Here is a 17,853-nt window from a genome sequence, read left to right on the forward strand (position 1 = left end):
CAACTGCCGAAGGGACGGCGGCGTCACGCGTTGCGAGCGACAGGACGCCATTGTTTGCGCATGGATATATGCATTTCAATAAACTATCACGGCACGAGTCATGAATAGTAGTTATATTGCAATCCTGGTTTGGCCGGGGTAATTCAGCCATGTGATCTGGGCGCCGTCGCAGCTGGCGTCTCGCACGTGACCGGAGCGCGACATGGATTTTCGGCAGCTTAGAAATCTGGTTTTCGTCGCTCGCCACGGCAGCTTCGGCATCGCTGCCAACGCACTTAATGTCACGCAACCAGCGCTGAGCAAAAGCCTGAGGGCATTGGAACAGTCGATTGGTGTGCGGTTGCTGGATCGGGGCCCTTGGGGCGTCAAGCCCACGGAGTATGGCAACAGGCTCATCGAATATGGCGAAGTCATTCTCAGTCTCAGCGACGAGGCACGCAACGAACTGGATGCCATGCGCGGCGCACGCAGAGGCCTCCTCAGGGTGGGTGCCAACGCCACTGCCATGAGGGAAATCGTCCCGAAGGCCACGCGCCAATTTCTCGGGACGCATCCGGACGTTGCCGTGACACTCAACGAGGAGTTGAGCCCTGCCCTGCTCAACCTGCTGATCAACGGCTCGCTCGACCTTGCCGTAATGACCAGGCCCAGGGATTTTCCGGCAGAAGAGATCGAATTCCGAACGATCCTCGAAATTCCGGTCGATATCGTTGCTGACCGCGGCCACCCACTCGCGTCGAAACAAACGGTCAATACATCGGATCTGTGCGCCTACGACTGGATTTTGCCGGCCCGGCCCGATCCGGACAGGCTTGCACTCGATTCCCTGTTCGCAACGGCCCAATTGCCGCTACCCCAGGCTGCCTGCGAAACGACATCATCAAACCTGCAAATTGCCATGCTGATCGGTTCGAACTGGTTGAGCTATCTGACACGCACCAGTGCTTATGCCCATGCCGCGGACGCCAAACTCACGCCGTTGAACATGTCTGGTCCAACCTGGACCAGACAGATCGGCATCGCCATACGTAGGAAAAGCGTCATGCGTCCAGTCGTCAACGCCTACCTCAAGGCGGTCGACGCGATTAGCGGGGATATACAGCAGCGATCGGCTTCTGCCTGAGCCTAGGCTTGGTGCAGCTCAGGCATGGGCCGCGCTGAGCCGCCCCGAACGCATTTCGTCCGCCAAGTGGCGACAGGCGCGCACTGTCAGCGCCATCACGGTCAGGGTCGTGCCCGAAAGTCCGCTGCCGGCAAATGCGCTGGCGTCCGTAACAAGGAGATTGGGAACCTCCCAGCTCTGGTTCCAGCGGTTAAGCACTGAATCTTCAGGCCGTTCGCCCATGCGCGCGCCACCGCTTTCATGAATGGCCGATCCCATGACCATGGTCCTGCGGAAAAACAGCCGGAACAGGGCCCTGCTCAGGGGATCCGCCTTCGGATAAGCCCCCTGCCCCATTTCCACGAGGCCAAGCGGCGAACCGAGAAACTCGAACTCGCCACCGGCACCCTTGATCATATCGAGCAGCGCCGTGTTTTGCTCGCGCATCGTCTGCTCATCACTTGGCTGCATGGCGCAACGGATATGCGGCACCGGAATGCCCCACGCGTCCTTGCGCCGTTTGTCCAGCGTCACCCTATTGTTCGGATGCGGTGTCATCCGACCGAAGCCGAAAAACGCCCAGCGCGATGCGGCACCGTCAGCGACCGGACTTCTGCCTATTGCGCCTTGAAAGGTGAAATCTCCAGCGCCTGTACTGCCGTCAGCGTCGGCAGGCGATATGAATACACCGCCAGAGGCGGCATAGAAGGGATCCTGCGGCGCCGTCTCGTCCTTGCTCCAGCCGGCTGAAGGCGGGAAGCTGCCTTGGGCGACATTGGGCAACTGGTCCATGAAATAGCGTCCGAGCGTGTCCGAAGTGTTGCCCAGCCCGCGCGGATGGCGCGTCGAAGCCGAGTTGAGCAGAAGCCGGATGCTTTCGATGGGCGACGCGCAGACGACGACAGCGGCCGCATCAACCCGGCGAACGGTGCCCGTTGCTCCGTCGACATACTCCACGCCAGTGGCGCGGTTACCGTCCTCGTTCGTCAGGATGCGCCGCACGATGGCATTGTGCCGCACTTCCAGCCGGCCGGTGGCCAACGCATCGCGCATGGGCCGATACACCCGTTCCGGATCAGGCGCTATATAGCGCCAGGAAACGACGTGATGGCGCGGGTACTTCGCCTCGATGGTACTCTTAAAGATCGCCTCCGCTCTACTCAGGCTGGCCTGCTGGGCACAAATGCCGTCCGGCATCGTTGCGAGTCCGTCCGTGTTGCCAATGAGGCCAAGGCACTGCTCGACCTCATCATAGAACGGCGCAACATCCGCGTAGCTGATGGGCCAGTCTACCCCGACATTCTTGCGACTGCGGATTTTGAAGTCGTCATCGGACCAGCGCAATAGCACGCGGCCAAAGGTATGCAGCCGCCCCCCGCCCTGCTTGCCGCGGATCCAGAGGTAAGGTGCGTCGGGCGGCGTCGTGTAAGGGTTCTTGCGATCGTTGACGAATAAATGGCTAATCCATTTGCGGAAGAACACGGCCCTTGCCTGGACACCCTGGCCCTTGAGTGTCGCTTCGGCTCGCTCCATCACATTCGGATCACGCTTCGGCCCGAGCTTGCGCACCGGATCGAAATCACTGGGCGACAGGGACCGTCCTGCCTCAAGCATAAGCACCTTCAGTCCCTGAGCCGTCAGTTCCTTGGCGGCAAAGCTTCCGGCGGCGCCGGAGCCCACCACCAGAACATCGTACTGCGCGTCGTGCATCGGACGGTCCTAGGATGCGATCGGCTTCTTGAGACTGGACAGCCACTGCGCGCTCGCCTCGGCAGAGGCAAACGGCGACATGGTGGGAAAGTCCACTTCGGCAATCAACCAACCGTCGAAGTCAGGTCCTGCCGCGCCGATCATGGCGACAAGATCGAGCTCGCCTAAACCCGGTTCGGCCCAGAGCCCATCGACCACGGTTTCGCGATAAGTCTTGCCGGCGACCTTTGCAGCATCTCGAACGGAGAGGCGGCAATCCTTGATATGCATGACCGTGACACGCTCGCGGTAGTCACGCATCAACCCGACAACGTCGGCTCCGGCCCAGGACAGGTGGCCGGTATCCGGTCCGAAGGCGAGCTGAGTGGCCGAGATGGCGTCGAGAATCTGCCGGGTCTCGTTTTCAGTTTCGCCCCAGCATCCCACATGAGGATGGAAAGCCGCCAGGACGCCTTCTTCGCGCATGACAGCCGAAACCCTGTCGAGTATCGACACCACATCGGCGAACTCGGTGCTTGCGATCGGCGCTCCGATGCCCGGCTTCTCAACACGAAGAGGGTTCATGCGCGGCGAGATGAACATGTCGCTCAACCCCAGCGCTGCCTGCTGCGCTGCGCTCTTTCGCGCATTCTCGCAAGCCGCCTCGACGGTAACACCATGATCCGGGAGGCCCAGCGAGAAATAGCCCGGAGCCGGCTGCAGGCCCGCTTGGTCCAGCGCTGCCTTATATTGCGGTACGGTCCAGTCCGGGGGAACTTGGGCATGGATAGCTTTGAACCCGGAGCGAGCCACTTCAGACATGATTTCTTCAGGCGCCGGACCCGAATTGGGGTTAAGCCAGCCATCCGCGGTGGCAAACCATTGAATGGGATTCAGCGCGACGCGGTAACCGCCATCTGCACGCGATGTATCACCCATGGTTTTCTCCGTTTTGTCTATGAATCTTACGGTCAGCCAGGCGAGATGCCGTATCGGCAGCAAGGCGCCCAAGCGCACGAAAGGCGCCGCGCACCCGAACCCTAGCGCGCGGCATGTGGTCACGAAAAATGAAAATGACGCCTCCGGTCATAGCTTTGAGGCATGATGCCGCCAAGGACAGGGAACCGCTGCGCATTGCACTTGCAGGCTAGACGGCAGCACTGGTGGGAATATTCTCGATGAAGGCTGAGCCGAGGCCATAAAGGCCAGATGTCCTGAGGAGGTCTTTATGCTCGGAGAAGTGGTTGCAACGCATCATGGATCATCGTCCATCCGAGCCTTCTTCCTTGAACCGGCCCTTGCCGAGTTGCGACGGCTGCGGCATCCGGTGCAGAACAAGCTGAAGCAATTCGGCCTGACCCTCTCTGACATACGCTCACCCTACGCCTGGGTGCCGCTACGGTGCCATACCGAATTGCTGGAGGCCGCCGCTCGTTTAACCCGGAATGAATATCTGGGTTTCGAGATTGGGCGCCGTTTCGATGAGCAAAGCCTTGGTCCTTTTTCGACCTTGCTGGCCAATGCACGCACGTTGCGAGAAGTTTTCGAACTCTATCGCAGCTTTCAGTCGGTTTGGCAGGCGAACACCAGTTTCGTCACCGAGCGCCATTCCGACGTAACGCACTATCTGTATCTCATCGACGACCCCAATATCTGGCCCCGCCGCCAGGACACGGAATTCACGATCGCGGCGTTGGTTACACTGGGCCGGCATCTGGGATGGCCTAAATGGTGTCCCGAAGCCGTGGAATTCGAGCACGCCCTGCCCACCGATACCCGACCACTTAGAGCATTCTTTAATGCGCCTGTGTTCGCAAACCGCGACGCGAACCGCATGATCGTGTCCAATTCCGATCTGGATCGCCCATTGCCGAGGGCCAGCGAGGGGCACGAAGAGGGCACCAAAGTGCTCGAGCGTCACCTGCGCGATCTCATGAGCATTGACCAGGTCACCAATCAGACGCACACCCTCGTGGACGCCATCGTCGCAATCATCAACCGGCGGATGGGACGTGCCCATCTCGACATAGGCACGGTCGCTCTCGAATTGGGGACTTCGGAGCGCAGCCTCCGGCGACACCTGGAACAGGCCGGCAAGAGCTTCCGTGACTTGGTGCAGGAACAACGCCTTCTCAGGGCAAAATCGCTTCTGAGCACCGGGCGGACCTCTGTTTCCGATGCCGCGGCGAGGCTAGGCTATGCCGACGCAGCTGCCTTCTGTCGCGCGTTTCGCGAGTGGACAGGAATTTCGCCCATGCGCTACGCCCGGCAGCGGAAAAGTTGATCCTGTTGCGCCGACTATAGTCGCTGATACTGCAATGCCCCGTCGTCGTCCTTCCACCTGCGCATGCGGCCGGTTTCGACGAGGTGGTTCAAGAGCGCTGCGGCCATCGTGTAGTGAATATCCAAGACCTGTTGACCGGGACCGACGCGAAACAGTGCGGATAACAGGCCGGCACCGGTAATCGGCGCGTGTGCTGCCATCCAAGCGCGATTGAGGCGCCGCTCGTAGGATGCCAGGTGGCCCGCCACCCGGTCGCCGACATTTGAAAATGGTGCGCCATGGCCCGGCAGGGCGATGATGGAAGCATCCACGCCCGTCCAACTCTTGAGGAAATTCAGCATCCTTCCAAGTGGATCGGCATCTGGCGCATCCATGGCGACGCCGACATAAGGGGTCATTTCCGGCAGTATCTGATCTCCGGTTATGAGCAAGCCATTCTTTTCATCGAAGAACAGCGCCGGTGCCACGGAGTGACCGCCGCCAAGCCTGACAAGCCATTCGCGGTCGCCGACGCCGATGCGCGCGTCTTCCCGCAGTGCACCGTAAAAAGCGGGCGGGATCGCCGCCCTGCCGCCGAGGGGCCTTGAGGGGCTCGCACCGGGACGATCCGCACCCATTTTAAGCAGGAAGCCTTCTCGCAAAAGCGCTGCATCTGAAGGCGTACGCGCAAAGGCAGCTTGTGCCCTTTTCATCTCGGCGCCGCTGATATGGATCGAAACTTGATACGCTTTCTCGAAGTGATGTGCGAGGCCCATATGGTCGGCATGGGCATGGGTGCAGTAGATGGCAGTCAAGCCTTGCGCCCAATCCAGCTTATCCCAAACGCGCCTAGTCTCAGGGTCATCCTTGCCGGTGTCGAAGAGAACTCGCTCGTTCCCAAGCCAAGCATTCACATGTTGCAGCGCGGGATTGTCGGAGCGCATCGGCAGGATGATGCGACGCATTCCTGCTTCGGCGAGGCGTCGTTGGATCGAAAGCGACATCGGGGAATTGCCTAGTCTGGCGACGGCAAACGGCCGCCCCGTCGCTCCTAGCATCGCGCCGAAGAGACGGTCCAGCGTTGCCGCAAGACATATGCCGAATTTTAGGCCGTGGCCGAAAATACAAAGAATTTGGCCGGACTTGCCTACTGCCGGCCGTCAATCGCGTGCCAGTCTCGCCATAAGAAGACTGGCAGGTGATGACATGCTCAATACGCACGACAAGACCAATGCGGCTCAGATTGCCGTCGTTCATCCACTCGACCCGTTGACGTTCGATGAGATCCGGCGGGCCTGCGAGATCGTGCGTGCAGATACCCGTGATGCCACCTCGCTCCGCTTTCCATGGGTCGAACTGCTTGAGCCGGTCAAAAGCGAGGTGGACGGATTTACTGCCGGCAGCGACTTTTCGCGCCGCGCGATGATCGTCACCCTCGATACGAGCAACGGTGCGGCAACCGAAGTCGTCGTCGACTTGCGCAACAACACGTTAGAGAGTCGCAAATCGATTGCGACGGACCACGAGCATGGCCAGCCGCCAATCCTGGTCGAGGATTTTCATCGCGCTGCGGCGATCGTCAAAGCCAATGCCGACTGGCGTGGCGCGCTGAAGCGACGCGGCCTGACGGACGAGGAAATCGATCTGGTTCAGGTCGACCCCATTTCCCCTGGCTATTTCGATTTCGAACCATACAAGGGGCGCCGCATTCTGCGCGCGGTCACCTATTATCGTGCCTACGAAAAGGACAATGCCTACGCTCATCCTGTCGAAGGACTGGTGGCTGTGGTTGATCTGATCGAAGGCGCGGTGATCTCGCTGGAAGACGACGGGCGCAATGTGCCGATCCCGCGCCGGCAATACAATTACGAGACGGCGGCGCTGGGTGCGCCACGCACGGACCTCAAGCCGCTGGAAATCGTTCAGCCCGACGGGCCGAGTTTCACCGTCGACGGATGGAAGGTGACCTGGCAGGATTGGGAGTTTCGCGTCGGCTTCACGCCAAGAGAGGGCGTGGTGCTAAGCCAGCTTGGATTCCGGAACGAAGGACGCGTACGGCCGATCATCTATCGAGCCAGCGTCACCGAAATGGCCGTGCCCTATGCGGATCCCACGCCGCAGCACTTCGCCAAATGTGCTTTCGACGCCGGTGAATTCGGCCTGGGCAAGCTCGCCAATCAGCTGGAACTGGGCTGCGATTGCCTGGGGCATATCCACTATTTCGACGTGCCGGCAAGTGATGACTTCGGTCAACCGTTCATCATGAAAAATGCGATCTGCATGCATGAGGAAGACTACGGAATCCTTTGGAAACACAACGAATTCCGCAGCAATGTCAGCGAAACGCGCAGGTCGCGGCGCCTCGTTATCAGTTTCTTCGCCACCGTTGGAAACTACGACTACGGCTTCTACTGGTACCTCTATCAGGACGGCACGATCCAGCTTGAGGCGAAGTTGACTGGTATCGTACAAACGGCAGCGTTGGAAAACGGCGAGCGCTATAAATATGGCGGCATGATCACGCCGGACCTCGGTGGCCCGAGCCATCAGCATTTTTTCAACGCGCGCCTGCATATGGCCATCGATGGGGCCGGCAACAGCGTCACCCAGCACGACTATCGAAGCGTGCCGTTAGGCGAAAAGAGCCCGTTCGGCAACGTGTTCGAGGTAACGTCGGAACTGCTTGAAAACGAAGCAGACGCTGCGCGTAATGCCGACGGCGCCACGGGCCGCTATTGGAAGGTCATCAATCCCAATGTCACCAACGAGGTTGGCAACCATCCCGGCTACAAGGTGGTCGTCATGCCCTCCCCTACCCTTTTGGCCGATCCTAACAGCTCGGTCGCCAAACGCGCAGGATTTGCGCAGAAGCATATCTGGGTCACGCCCTATGCGCCCGAAGAGCGGTTTGCCAGCGGTGACTATCCGAACCAGCATGGCGGCGAATGCGGCTTGCCGGTCTATGTCCGGCAGAAGCGCAGTATCGTGAACCAGGACATCGTCCTCTGGCACAGCTTCGGACATACCCATGTGTGCAAGCCCGAAGACTTTCCGATCATGCCCGTCGAATATGCCGGCTTCACGCTCAAGCCGAACAACTTCTTCATGACCAGCCCGGCCATGACGATCCCACCGGCCGGCAAACATCATCACGGCAAGTCAGGCGGCGACGCATGCTGCCACGGCCCCGCCGATACAACGAATTGACCAGCGCGCCGTCTGATCTTCAGGCGGCGCTGACTTTCTGCGGAGGAAGCGATGATTTGCTGCGCAACGCTCATCGTCACTTTGAAGCTGGCCTGGAACGCTGCCAGGGCTCGCCCTGTAGTGTGCGCATCGGGTGGCACATGCCGGGTCGTGCCCATACCAAGACCCGATTGGCTGCGACTGGAAATCGGCGCCGCCGCCAGCCTTCTTCTGCTTTTGTGCATGATCATGGGCGGCCTGGCATTCGACCAGCCGCCATCTGCCATCATCGGAAACCTTCATCAGATCGGCTGCCTGGCTTTGGGGAAGCTGGGAGCAACATAGATCGGGGACCAACGCTGCCGGTCGAGGGAAATGGCCGATAGCGTCAATAATCAACTGGGGAACGCAAATGACAATACCTGAAGGGGCTCGGCGAGACCGCGCCGACGAACGTTTACAAGGCGGCCAACTGGGAACGAGTTCGGTCGTCTTTATGGTGCTCGCGGCCAGCGCGCCGCTCGCAGTCGTCGTGGCTCTGATGCCCATCGCTTTTGCCTACGGCAATGGTGCCGGCCTGCCGGGTGCTTATTTCATCGCCGTATTGGCGATGATCCTGTTCGCTGTTGGTTACGTGAGGATCATCCCGTTCGTAAAGAATGCCGGCGCCTTTTACGCCTATATCGCTGCGGGCTTTGGCAAGGAAATCGGCTTGGCTGCGGCGTTCATGTCGGCAACGGCCTATTTCGCTCTGTGCGGTTCGACCTTGGCAGCTTTGGCCTTTTTCTGTGCGGACCTGTTCAAGACCATGACTGGTATGGACACGCACTGGGCGGTCTGGGGTATACTGAATACGCTGCTGATCTTCTTTGTCTCGACCCGCAAGATCACCTCTGCCGCGATTGTGCTGACCCTGGTCCTGCTCACCGAAATTGTCATTATCGTCGCGCTGGACATTGCAGTGTGGATGCGGCTGGGACCGCCGGCTTTCGATCTCAGCGACTTTTCCATTCCGAGCGTTTTTGCTCCGGGGCTCGGCATTGCACTAATTTATGCCTTTAACGGGCTGGCGGGCATCGAAGGTACAGCGATCTACCAGGAAGAAGCCAAGGACCGCACCAGAACCACCAAGCGTGCAACGTTCATTGCCCTCCTGCTGGCAGGTGTTTTCTACATTATGACGGCTTGGTCCCTGGCCAGTGCTGTCGGTAGTGGACGTGTGGCAGAAATTGCCGGCGCCGACCCTGGGCATTTCGTCTTCGCGCAGGCGAATGACTATCTTGGCGCCTGGAGCGGCACGATGTTCAGTGTCCTTGTCATCACCAGCGCCTTTGCGGCCTCACTGGGTCTTTTCAATAATGCGTCGCGTTACGTTTTTGCCCTGGCCCGTGACCGGGTATTGCCGGCCACTCTTGCCAAGACCCATCCTATCAATCATTCCCCGCGCAATGCGGCAGTGCTGCTCGGCAGCATCCTCCTCATTGTGATCGCACTCTCTGCGGCGAGCTCGCTTGATCCTCTGCTCAACGTGTCACCCGCGCTGATCGGCATTGGATCGATCAGCTTGATGCTGCTGATTGTCCTCACGTCGTTCGCGATTGCCGTGTTTTTTGCTCGCAAGGGGGAGATATCCATCGCCAAGACGGCTGCTCCTGTGGCCGGCGGCCTTGTGGTTGGCATTGCCAGTTGGATGGCCATCACCAATTACTCGGCCCTGACGGGTGTCGACTCGCCGGTGGTCAACAGCCTGATCTGGGTGGTTCCTGCGACCGCGCTCATCGGGTTCTGCCTCGCCGTATACCTTCGCGCCGCCAAACCAGAAACATACAAAAACATCGGCGCTTCGCGTGTCGAAGGGGCTTGACCAATACAGGCCGGGCAATGCCCGGCCATCTTGGCATGCCCCTAAGGGAGATCGAGATGAATGACCGAATTGAGAAGCTGATCGATGGGGTCCGCAACAAGGTCGTCGCTTGGCGGCGGCACATGCACGCCAATCCCGAGCTCTCTTTCCAAGAGCACGAAACCGCGGCCTTCATCGTCGAACGTCTCCAGGAAATAGGCGGTATCGAAATCTTGCGGCCCTCCGGCACAAGCGTTGTGGGCCGGCTAAAAGGGAACAGACCCGGTCCGACGATCGCCATTCGCGCTGACTTCGACGCCCTGCCGATCCAGGAGGCCACCGGTGCGGCTTATGCCTCGCAGAGGCCGGGCGTGATGCATGCCTGTGGTCACGATGGCCACACTGCCATGCTGCTCGGCACCGCAACGGTGCTGTCGCAATTGCGTGAGGATTTCGCCGGTGAGATTCGGCTTCTGTTCGAGAATGGCGAAGAAGCCCCGCCAGGAGGCGCTAAAGGGATGATAGAAGGTGGCGCCATGGACGAGGTCGATCGCGTGATCGGCCTGCACCTATGGACGCCGCTCGAGGTCGGCCAAGTCCACATCAATCCGCGGCGCATGATGGCGGCCTGCGACATTTTCCGTATCGAGGTCAAAGGCGTCGGCGGCCACGTCGGCGCACCGCATCGCGCTGTCGACCCGATCGCCATCGGTTGCCAGATCGTCACCAATCTCCAACATCTGGTGGCTCGCGAAATCGATCCAGTGGAAGCTGCCGTGGTTGGTGTCACCGAGTTTCATGCGGGACAGTCCGTCGGCGTCATACCGGCGACGGCCGTCATCAGTGGCGGCACCAACATGTTCGATGCAGGCGTGAGGGACCTGATCGAACGCCGAATTGGTGAGATTGCCAGCGGCATATGCGCTGCACATGGCGCCAGCTGCGACTATACCTATACGCGCGTTTACGATGCCGTGATCAACGACCCGACGACTGCCGGCATTGTCACCACCACCGCCCGCGACATCTTCGGTTCGGAGAAGGTCGAGGAGCGCGATCCGATCATGCCGGGCGAGGACTTCTCGGCTTTCGGCCAGGTCACACCGTCTTGTTTCATTCTCGTCGGCGCGGGCAATCGCGGAAAGGGCATAACGGCGGCCCATCACGATGCGCGTTTCGACATCGACGAAGACGCCCTGACCATTGGCGTGCGGCTGTCCGTGAACGCTCTTCTCGCACTGCTCAAGCACGGTTGACCCACAAACTCTCCCCGCATCGCGCCGAATCCTCTATTGCATGAGGCATGAAATCGGCCGCGGGGAGAGAAATGGCTGACGACGTTCACGACCGTCGAATGAGCCCGGCGCCGACGCTCGAAAGCCTCGGCCTTCAGGACTTTGCGCCTTTCCTCGTCAACCGCATTTCTGCCACCTACAACAGTCAGGTGCAGGAAATGCTGCACAGCCATGACCTGACGACTCCCAAGATGCGAACTTTGGCCGTTCTCGCGACACAGGGGCCGCTCACCGTCAACGAACTGGCTTATCTCGCGGTATTCGAACAATCGACGATGAGCCGGACGCTGGACGCCTTGGAAAAACAGGGGTTCGTCCAGCGCGAACAACGCGCCACAGACATGCGCGTGCGAGAATTGCGGATCACCGAAGCGGGTCGTTCGGTATTCGAGAGTTTCTGGCCGGCGCTTTACCGGCTTTATGACGACATGTTCGAGGGTGTGGCGCCCGCGGACCGCGAGCGGCTCATCGATACCCTGCATAGGGTGCTGGCCAATCTCAACCGTACGCCGCAAAAGGGCGGCGAGACGCAAGACTAGGCCGGCGCACTGTCGGCAAAGCTATGGATCGTCTGCAACGCGGCATCGAGCGTACTTCCCGCTTCGTCGGCGAGTGCCGCTTGCACCAGCCGCCCAAGCCATTGCCCTCCGTCCGCCCGCATCGACAGCAGCGGTACAGCCGACATCACCTTGTCGAACTTGGTCAGCCCTCGGCTATGGGTGTCCGAATATCCCTTGATCAACCGGCGGGCGCCCAGAACCGCGGTGGCGAGGTCGTAATTGGTGGGAAGGACGCCCGTTGCCGTATCCAGCCAACGTGCCACGTGTGCCGTCTCCATTTCGTGCCGCAGCATGCCGCGGCGCATCGGCTTGAGCGCTGAAACCACATAGAGCCCCGCAAACCAGAACAGCGTTCCGGTTTTGACGTGCCGCCCCTTGCTGAAAAAGCGATCGAGTCGATTGTAAAGCGGCCGGTTTGCGGTGAGCCAGCGGCCCATCCGGGCCGGCAATGTTCCCGCGACTTCTTCCATGCGCGGATGCATGTATTCCGTGGTGTAGACGACCTGCTCCGCCTTGGCGCCGATTTCCTTGCGGACGCGGTCAAACCGGGTGGCCCGTGTCTTGAGATCCGCAACACGGATAACATCGTCATAGGTCATGGCATTTGCGAGATATTTCGCGGCGGCCTCGGTGAAGGCATAGTCGCGATTGGCGCCTCCCGCCTCGACATCCAACTTGTGCAGAGCGGCCAGGCGATCGAGATATTCCTCGCCATAGCTCGGGTCCTGCCAGTCGACGACTTTCTTCAGCCCGGCAAAGGTGATGGGCTGCACGCCCAGGGGCACAGCCATGCGCAAGCGAATAAGAAGCGCGTCGAGCTTGGGGTGGTCCGATTTTTCAGGCACAGCCGCTTCGACTGGCGTCGGTTTGCGTTGCACCGGGTCGGCGGCGCCCTGTTCGGCACGCTCGAAGGCTGCGGCGAACGCGCGAAGGCTCGCTTCGACACCCTTGCCGCCGGCGCGGATGGCGTCTTCAAAAGCGGCACGGCCGAACGGCAGCACGGCAGCACCGGCAAGAGCGCCGAACATGGCTGAGGAAATGACGCTGCCGTTCTTTTCTGCGAGGCGCTGCATGTCGAAGACGATGCTGCGTCTTGCGGCGATGCCCGAGGCATCCGCTACCATCTGCGGATCGCTGGTACCGTCGCCAGGCATTTCCTTTTCGCCCACGGCATAGGAACGATGCGTGGACGCGATCAGCGTTGTGCGATCAGGCGTTACCAACCCGCGCATCATCGACCGGCCCGCTTCCATGAACTCGGCCGCCAGCACGATATCGACATCGCCAGGCGTAGGCATGAGCGAGAGCACCGGCATCTTGCCGTCGGCGCTGGGGCGCAGCAGTTCCACATAATAGATCGTCGCGCCGGTCCGTTGGGCTACACCGGGCACCGAAGTCGATTGAGCGGCCCAGCCCTGCGCCTCCGCCATCGAGACGATCCAGTCCGCCAGCACACCACCGCCCTGCCCGCCCATGGCAAGAATGGCGATTGCGATGGGCTTTTCAAATGGGACGGTCATAACCGGTACCTCCTCACGCAAACGCTATGCGGCGAGCGGCGCGGCGACGCTGGAAAAAGCCGATGACGGCGCCGCGAAGCTTGGCCACGACGCGATCGAGCCGTGTTGGATTGTAGATAATGTCAGCGCGGTAGAAGGACGGGCAAAGCACCGCCGCCTCGGACACCTCCCCGCAATTGCCGCAACCGACGCAGGTATTGTCGATCGAAGCCACCGGGTCGTCGCGCAACGGATCGTCCAGATGCTTTAGCGAAAGCGACGGACACCCGGACAGCCGAATGCAGGCATGATCGCCGGTACAGGTGTCCTCGTCCACGCCGAAGCGCTGGCGCACCATGCGCTTGCCGTCTTTGACGCCCTTGGAGAAGAGGGGCTTTTCGCGCCGTTGCTTGTTCAGCATACATTCCGAAGACGCGACGATCACCTTCGGCCCCTCGACATCCGACGTCAACGCGGCCTTCAGCGTGTCGCGCATTTTCGAGACGTCGTAAGTCCGGTCGATCTGGCGCACCCATTTCGCGCCGATCCCCTGTACCGCCTTGGTGATGGAATTGTTGGTCGAGCGCAGCGGATTCTCGGCCCGCGAGGACAGGATGTCCTGCCCGCCGGTCGCGGCCGAGTAATGGTTGTCGACGATCATGATGACGCCGTCATGCTTGTTGTAGACGGCGTTGCCCACGCTGGTATTGAGGCCATTATGCCAGAAGCCGCCATCGCCCATCACGGAGATGGGACGCTTTCCGGCCGGCACATTGAATGCTGAGGCCGACGCGGGCCCGAGGCCGTATCCCATCGTGCTGCCGCCGATATTGAACGGCGGCAGGATGGAAAACAGGTGGCAACCGATATCGGCCGAGATGTGGTGCTGGCCCAGTTCCTTTTCGACAAGCTTCATCGCCGCAAAGATCGGCCGTTCCGGGCAGCCGGTGCAAAAACCCGCAGGACGTGCCGGCACGACCTCTGCCAGCGCCTTGACCTGGGGACTGCCGAGGACCGCGTCAGCGCTCGGCAAGGGCGGTCGATTGCCAAGCATTTGCGGCTCGAACTCATCGAGGAAGGACTGGATGCCCTTCATCAGAACGCTCGCGGTATAGTCGCCGCCCAGGGGCAGCCGATCCTTGCCGGCAACCCGGGTTTGCACGTCCTTGCGCCGGAGCGCGGTGTTAACGGCTTGCTCGAGGTAATCGGGATGCCCCTCCTCCACCATCAACACGGCGCGCTTGCTCTGGCAGAAGCGCACGACTTCGTCGTCGAGTAGCGGATAAGTGACGTTGAGCACGTAGAGCGGCACCGATGTGTTGCCATAGCTGTCGGCCAAGCCCAACAATTGCAGCGCACGGATGACCGAGTTGTACATACCGCCTTGCAGGACGATGCCGACCGGGCCTTCCTCGGGACCGAAGAACTCATTGAGCTGGCGCTCGCGGATAAAGTCGAGGGCAGCGGGCCAGCGCTGTTCGAGCTTTTCCCGGTCGTGCACGGTGATCGACTGCGGCGGCAGGACGATGCGGTTTAGGTCCCGAATCGGATTTTCCAGCGCCTCTCTCATCGTGAAAGCTGGCTTCCTGTTGTCTTTGGCGACGAACTGCCCATGCACGTGGCAGGCTCGGATGCGCACCTGCAGCATCACCGGCGTATTGGACGCCTCGGACAGCTCGAAGCCGTCTTCGACCGACTTGACGATGGATTCCAGGTTGGGCCGGGGATCGAGGAGCCACATCTGCGACTTCATCGCAAAGGCGTGGCTGCGCTCCTGTGGGATCGACGAGCCTTCGCCATAGTCCTCCCCGAGAATGATCAGCGCGCCGCCCTTCACCCCAGACGACGCCAGGTTGGTCAGCGCATCGGACGCGACATTGGTTCCTGCCGTGGATTTCCACGTGACCGCACCGCGTAGAGAGTAATTGATCGACGCCGCGAGCATGGCAGCGGCAGCCGCTTCGGAGGCTGACGACTCGAAATGAACGCCCAGGTCGTCCAGGACCGGCTTGGCATCAGCGAGAACGTCCATGAGATGGGAGATCGGCGAGCCCTGGTAGCCACCGACATAGGACACACCGGATTGCAGCAGCGCCTTCGTGATGGCCAGGATGCCCTCGCCGCGGAACAGTTCCCCGTCGCCGAGGGTGAGGTCTTCGACCTCGCGGGCAAAAGAGCGTTCTGCCATATCCATCTCCCAACAATATGCATTTGCATATTTATGCAGATCGGGTTGTGTGTCAAATGAGAAACGGAGGCCAAGGCCTCCGTTTTTTAGTCCTCGTATATGCCGGTCTGGCTGGCCACCTGACGATAGGCGGCGCCTGCGGTGAATCCACCGTCGATGACGAAGTCCTCGCCGGTGATGAAGCTCGATGCATCCGAGACGAGGAAGAGTACGAGCTGCGCGATTTCTTCGGGCGTGCCGCTGCGCTTCATCGGCGTCATCCCAATCATGGGCTTGAGGTGCGGACTGCTGGCATTGAGGCCGGTCACCACCAATCCGGGGCAAATGGCATTCACGCGAATGTTGTGGCCGACATATTCCATGGCCGAACTGCGCGTGAGGCCACGAAGACCCCATTTGCTGGCGGTATAGGCCGGGTCGTAATGGCCGGAAAATCCGCTATTGGACGAGATGTTGACGATTGCGCCACCCCCGCCTTGCGCCATGACCGGCGCGACGGTCTGGATGCCCAGGAATGCGCCGGTAAGATTGACCCGCAGCACCCGTTCCCATGCTTCCAGGCCGGTATCGGCAACGGTGGTGCGGTTGATGATGCCGGCATTGTTGACCAGGATATCGATCTTTCCCATCCAGTCCGCGGCCAGCGCCGCAACCGCCTGCCATTCTTCGGGCTTGGTGACGTCGAGGCGTGCGAAACGGACGGCCAGTCCTGCGTCCGACAATTCGCGTTCCAGGGCGACACCTTCGGCCTCAAGCACATCGGCGATGACCACGCTTGCGCCCTCCGATGCCAGGAGCCTGACCTCCGCCTCGCCCTGCCCGCGGGCACCGCCGGTGACGATGGCGAGTTTGTTCTCCAATCGTGTCATCTCAGGACCTCGCCTCGATTGTGTGCTGGCGCTGGCTCCCCAGCTGTTCAATGCCAAGCGTGATGACCTGTCCAGGCCGCAGGAATACCGGCTCGGGTTTCATCCCCATGCCAACGCCAGGGGGCGTGCCCGTGGCAATGATGTCACCGGGCTCGAGCGTCATGAACTGGCTGATATAGCTAACCAGATGACGAACCCCGAAAATCATGGTCTTCGTGTTGCCGGTCTGGCGCCGCACTCCATCCACGTCGAGCCACATCGATAGGTTTTGTGGATCGGAGACAGCGTCGGTCGTTACCAGCCAAGGCCCGATAGGGCCGAACGTGTCGTGGCTCTTGCCCTTGGTCCACTGGCCGCCGCGTTCCGACTGAAAGCTGCGCTCGGACACATCGTTGACGAGGCAAAAGCCCGCCACATGATCCATGGCCCTATCCTCGCTCACATATTTTGCGCGCGAGCCGATCACCACGCCGAGTTCGACTTCCCAATCGGCCTTGTTGGACCCTTTTGGGATTTCAACGTCGTCGTTTGGGCCGACAATGGCACTCGTCGCCTTCATGAACAGGATCGGCTCAGCTGGCGGCTCCTTCCCGGTTTCCCGAGCATGATCGGCGAAGTTGAGGCCGACACAGATGAACTTGCCGACCTTGCCCACGCACGGCCCAATCCGCTGTCCTTCGGGCAGCGCCGGCAGCCTGGCCGGATCGAGCGCGGCGATTTTCGACAGGGTGTCGGGCGAGAGTGCCTTGCCGGCTACATCATCGATGATGCCGCTCAAGTCGCGCAGTACATTGTCTTCATCAAGCAAGGCCGGCTTTTCGGCGCCTGGCTGACCGATACGAAGCAGTTTCATTCCGCGCGCCGATAACCGGGAAGGCTGTCATCTTCGACATCGGGGAGATTGACGACGATGTTGTCCGGCGTGCGCGTGGTAAGCCACACCAGTTCTTCGGTCGTCGACATATTGGCTTCCACATGAGGCCAGTTCGGCGGCACGAAGACGAAATCGCCTTCCTCCATGTCAAAATATTCCGAATAGTTTTCGCCGAAATATATGCGGCCCTTACCCTTGAGCACATAACCACCTGTTTCGGCTTCGCCGTGATGATGCGGCAGCGATCGGTAGCCGGGGTCATTGCTGACCTTGCCGAACCAGATCTTGGTTGCAGGCGTGTGTTGCGGGCCGACTCCCGTTACGCGAACGCAGCCACCGGATTGCCCCGTGCTGGTATCCTCAGAACCCTTGCGGGTGACCACTGCCCTGATATTCGATGCCATTTTTCCTCCAATCGATCGGGTCAACGCATTGCGTTGGCTGATAGTGATTTTTAGTTTAGGTGTGAATTATGTCGCTCTGCA

Annotated in this window: 14 protein-coding genes; 6 read left to right on the forward strand and 8 right to left on the reverse strand. The window is 60.4% G+C overall.

Going from position 1 to position 17,853, the window contains the following annotated elements; genetic code table 11:
- Positions 1-202 precede the first annotated feature (202 nt).
- Positions 203-1,123 (forward strand): LysR family transcriptional regulator, encoded by a 921-nt coding sequence (locus A3840_RS04340; protein WP_067452441.1) that lies wholly within the window; start codon positions 203-205, stop codon positions 1,121-1,123.
- Between the two features lie 18 nt (positions 1,124-1,141).
- On the opposite strand, the gene A3840_RS04345 is transcribed toward A3840_RS04340, so the two are convergent.
- Both A3840_RS04345 and A3840_RS04350 read right to left on the reverse strand, forming a co-directional pair.
- The gene (locus A3840_RS04345; protein WP_067452444.1) at positions 1,142-2,812 is read right to left on the reverse strand and encodes a GMC oxidoreductase; all 1,671 of its coding nucleotides are present in this window, start codon (positions 2,810-2,812) and stop codon (positions 1,142-1,144) included.
- Positions 2,813-2,821: 9 nt separating this feature from the next.
- Entirely contained in the window at positions 2,822-3,730 is a 909-nt protein-coding gene (locus A3840_RS04350; protein ID WP_131798246.1) for a sugar phosphate isomerase/epimerase family protein, read from the reverse strand.
- Between the two features lie 289 nt (positions 3,731-4,019).
- Between A3840_RS04350 and A3840_RS04355 the strand changes: the two genes are divergently transcribed.
- Entirely contained in the window at positions 4,020-5,075 is a 1,056-nt protein-coding gene (locus A3840_RS04355; protein ID WP_067452451.1) for an AraC family transcriptional regulator, read from the forward strand.
- Positions 5,076-5,089: 14 nt separating this feature from the next.
- Here A3840_RS04355 and A3840_RS04360 read toward each other — a convergent pair whose 3' ends face one another.
- Positions 5,090-6,058 (reverse strand): MBL fold metallo-hydrolase, encoded by a 969-nt coding sequence (locus A3840_RS04360; RefSeq protein ID WP_067452454.1) that lies wholly within the window; start codon positions 6,056-6,058, stop codon positions 5,090-5,092.
- A 202-nt stretch (positions 6,059-6,260) separates the two neighbouring features.
- Between A3840_RS04360 and A3840_RS04365 the strand changes: the two genes are divergently transcribed.
- The 4 genes from A3840_RS04365 to A3840_RS04385 all read left to right on the forward strand — a co-directional run bounded on the left by A3840_RS04365 (position 6,261) and on the right by A3840_RS04385 (position 11,917).
- The gene (locus A3840_RS04365) at positions 6,261-8,261 is read left to right on the forward strand and encodes a primary-amine oxidase (protein ID WP_067452457.1); all 2,001 of its coding nucleotides are present in this window, start codon (positions 6,261-6,263) and stop codon (positions 8,259-8,261) included.
- A 391-nt stretch (positions 8,262-8,652) separates the two neighbouring features.
- Positions 8,653-10,104, forward strand: coding sequence for an APC family permease (locus A3840_RS04375; protein WP_067452462.1), 1,452 nt, complete (start codon positions 8,653-8,655; stop codon positions 10,102-10,104).
- Positions 10,105-10,160: 56 nt separating this feature from the next.
- Complete coding sequence (locus A3840_RS04380) at positions 10,161-11,339, forward strand: amidohydrolase (RefSeq protein ID WP_067452465.1); 1,179 nt, start codon at positions 10,161-10,163, stop codon at positions 11,337-11,339.
- Between the two features lie 71 nt (positions 11,340-11,410).
- Positions 11,411-11,917, forward strand: coding sequence for a MarR family winged helix-turn-helix transcriptional regulator (locus A3840_RS04385; protein WP_067452467.1), 507 nt, complete (start codon positions 11,411-11,413; stop codon positions 11,915-11,917).
- Here the strand turns inward: A3840_RS04385 and A3840_RS04390 are convergent.
- From A3840_RS04390 to A3840_RS04410, 5 genes are all read right to left on the reverse strand, one after another.
- On the reverse strand, positions 11,914-13,458 hold the full coding sequence (locus A3840_RS04390) for an indolepyruvate oxidoreductase subunit beta family protein (RefSeq protein ID WP_067452470.1): 1,545 nt from the start codon (positions 13,456-13,458) through the stop codon (positions 11,914-11,916). The genes A3840_RS04385 and A3840_RS04390 overlap by 4 nt on opposite strands.
- 13 nt (positions 13,459-13,471) lie before the next feature.
- Complete coding sequence (locus tag A3840_RS04395) at positions 13,472-15,625, reverse strand: ferredoxin family protein (protein ID WP_067452649.1); 2,154 nt, start codon at positions 15,623-15,625, stop codon at positions 13,472-13,474.
- Between the two features lie 86 nt (positions 15,626-15,711).
- Positions 15,712-16,494: an SDR family NAD(P)-dependent oxidoreductase gene (locus A3840_RS04400; RefSeq protein ID WP_067452472.1), complete on the reverse strand. Its 783-nt coding sequence runs from the start codon at positions 16,492-16,494 to the stop codon at positions 15,712-15,714.
- 1 nt (position 16,495) lies between these two features.
- A complete protein-coding gene (locus A3840_RS04405) occupies positions 16,496-17,347 on the reverse strand; it encodes a fumarylacetoacetate hydrolase family protein (RefSeq protein ID WP_067452474.1) in 852 nt (283 codons plus the stop codon).
- Entirely contained in the window at positions 17,344-17,772 is a 429-nt protein-coding gene (locus tag A3840_RS04410; RefSeq protein ID WP_067452477.1) for a cupin domain-containing protein, read from the reverse strand. Before A3840_RS04410 ends, A3840_RS04405 begins: the two co-directional genes overlap by 4 nt.
- Positions 17,773-17,853: the final 81 nt, after the last annotated feature.

Source organism: Devosia elaeis, assembly GCF_001650025.1.
Classification (GTDB): Bacteria; Pseudomonadota; Alphaproteobacteria; order Rhizobiales; family Devosiaceae; genus Devosia; species Devosia elaeis.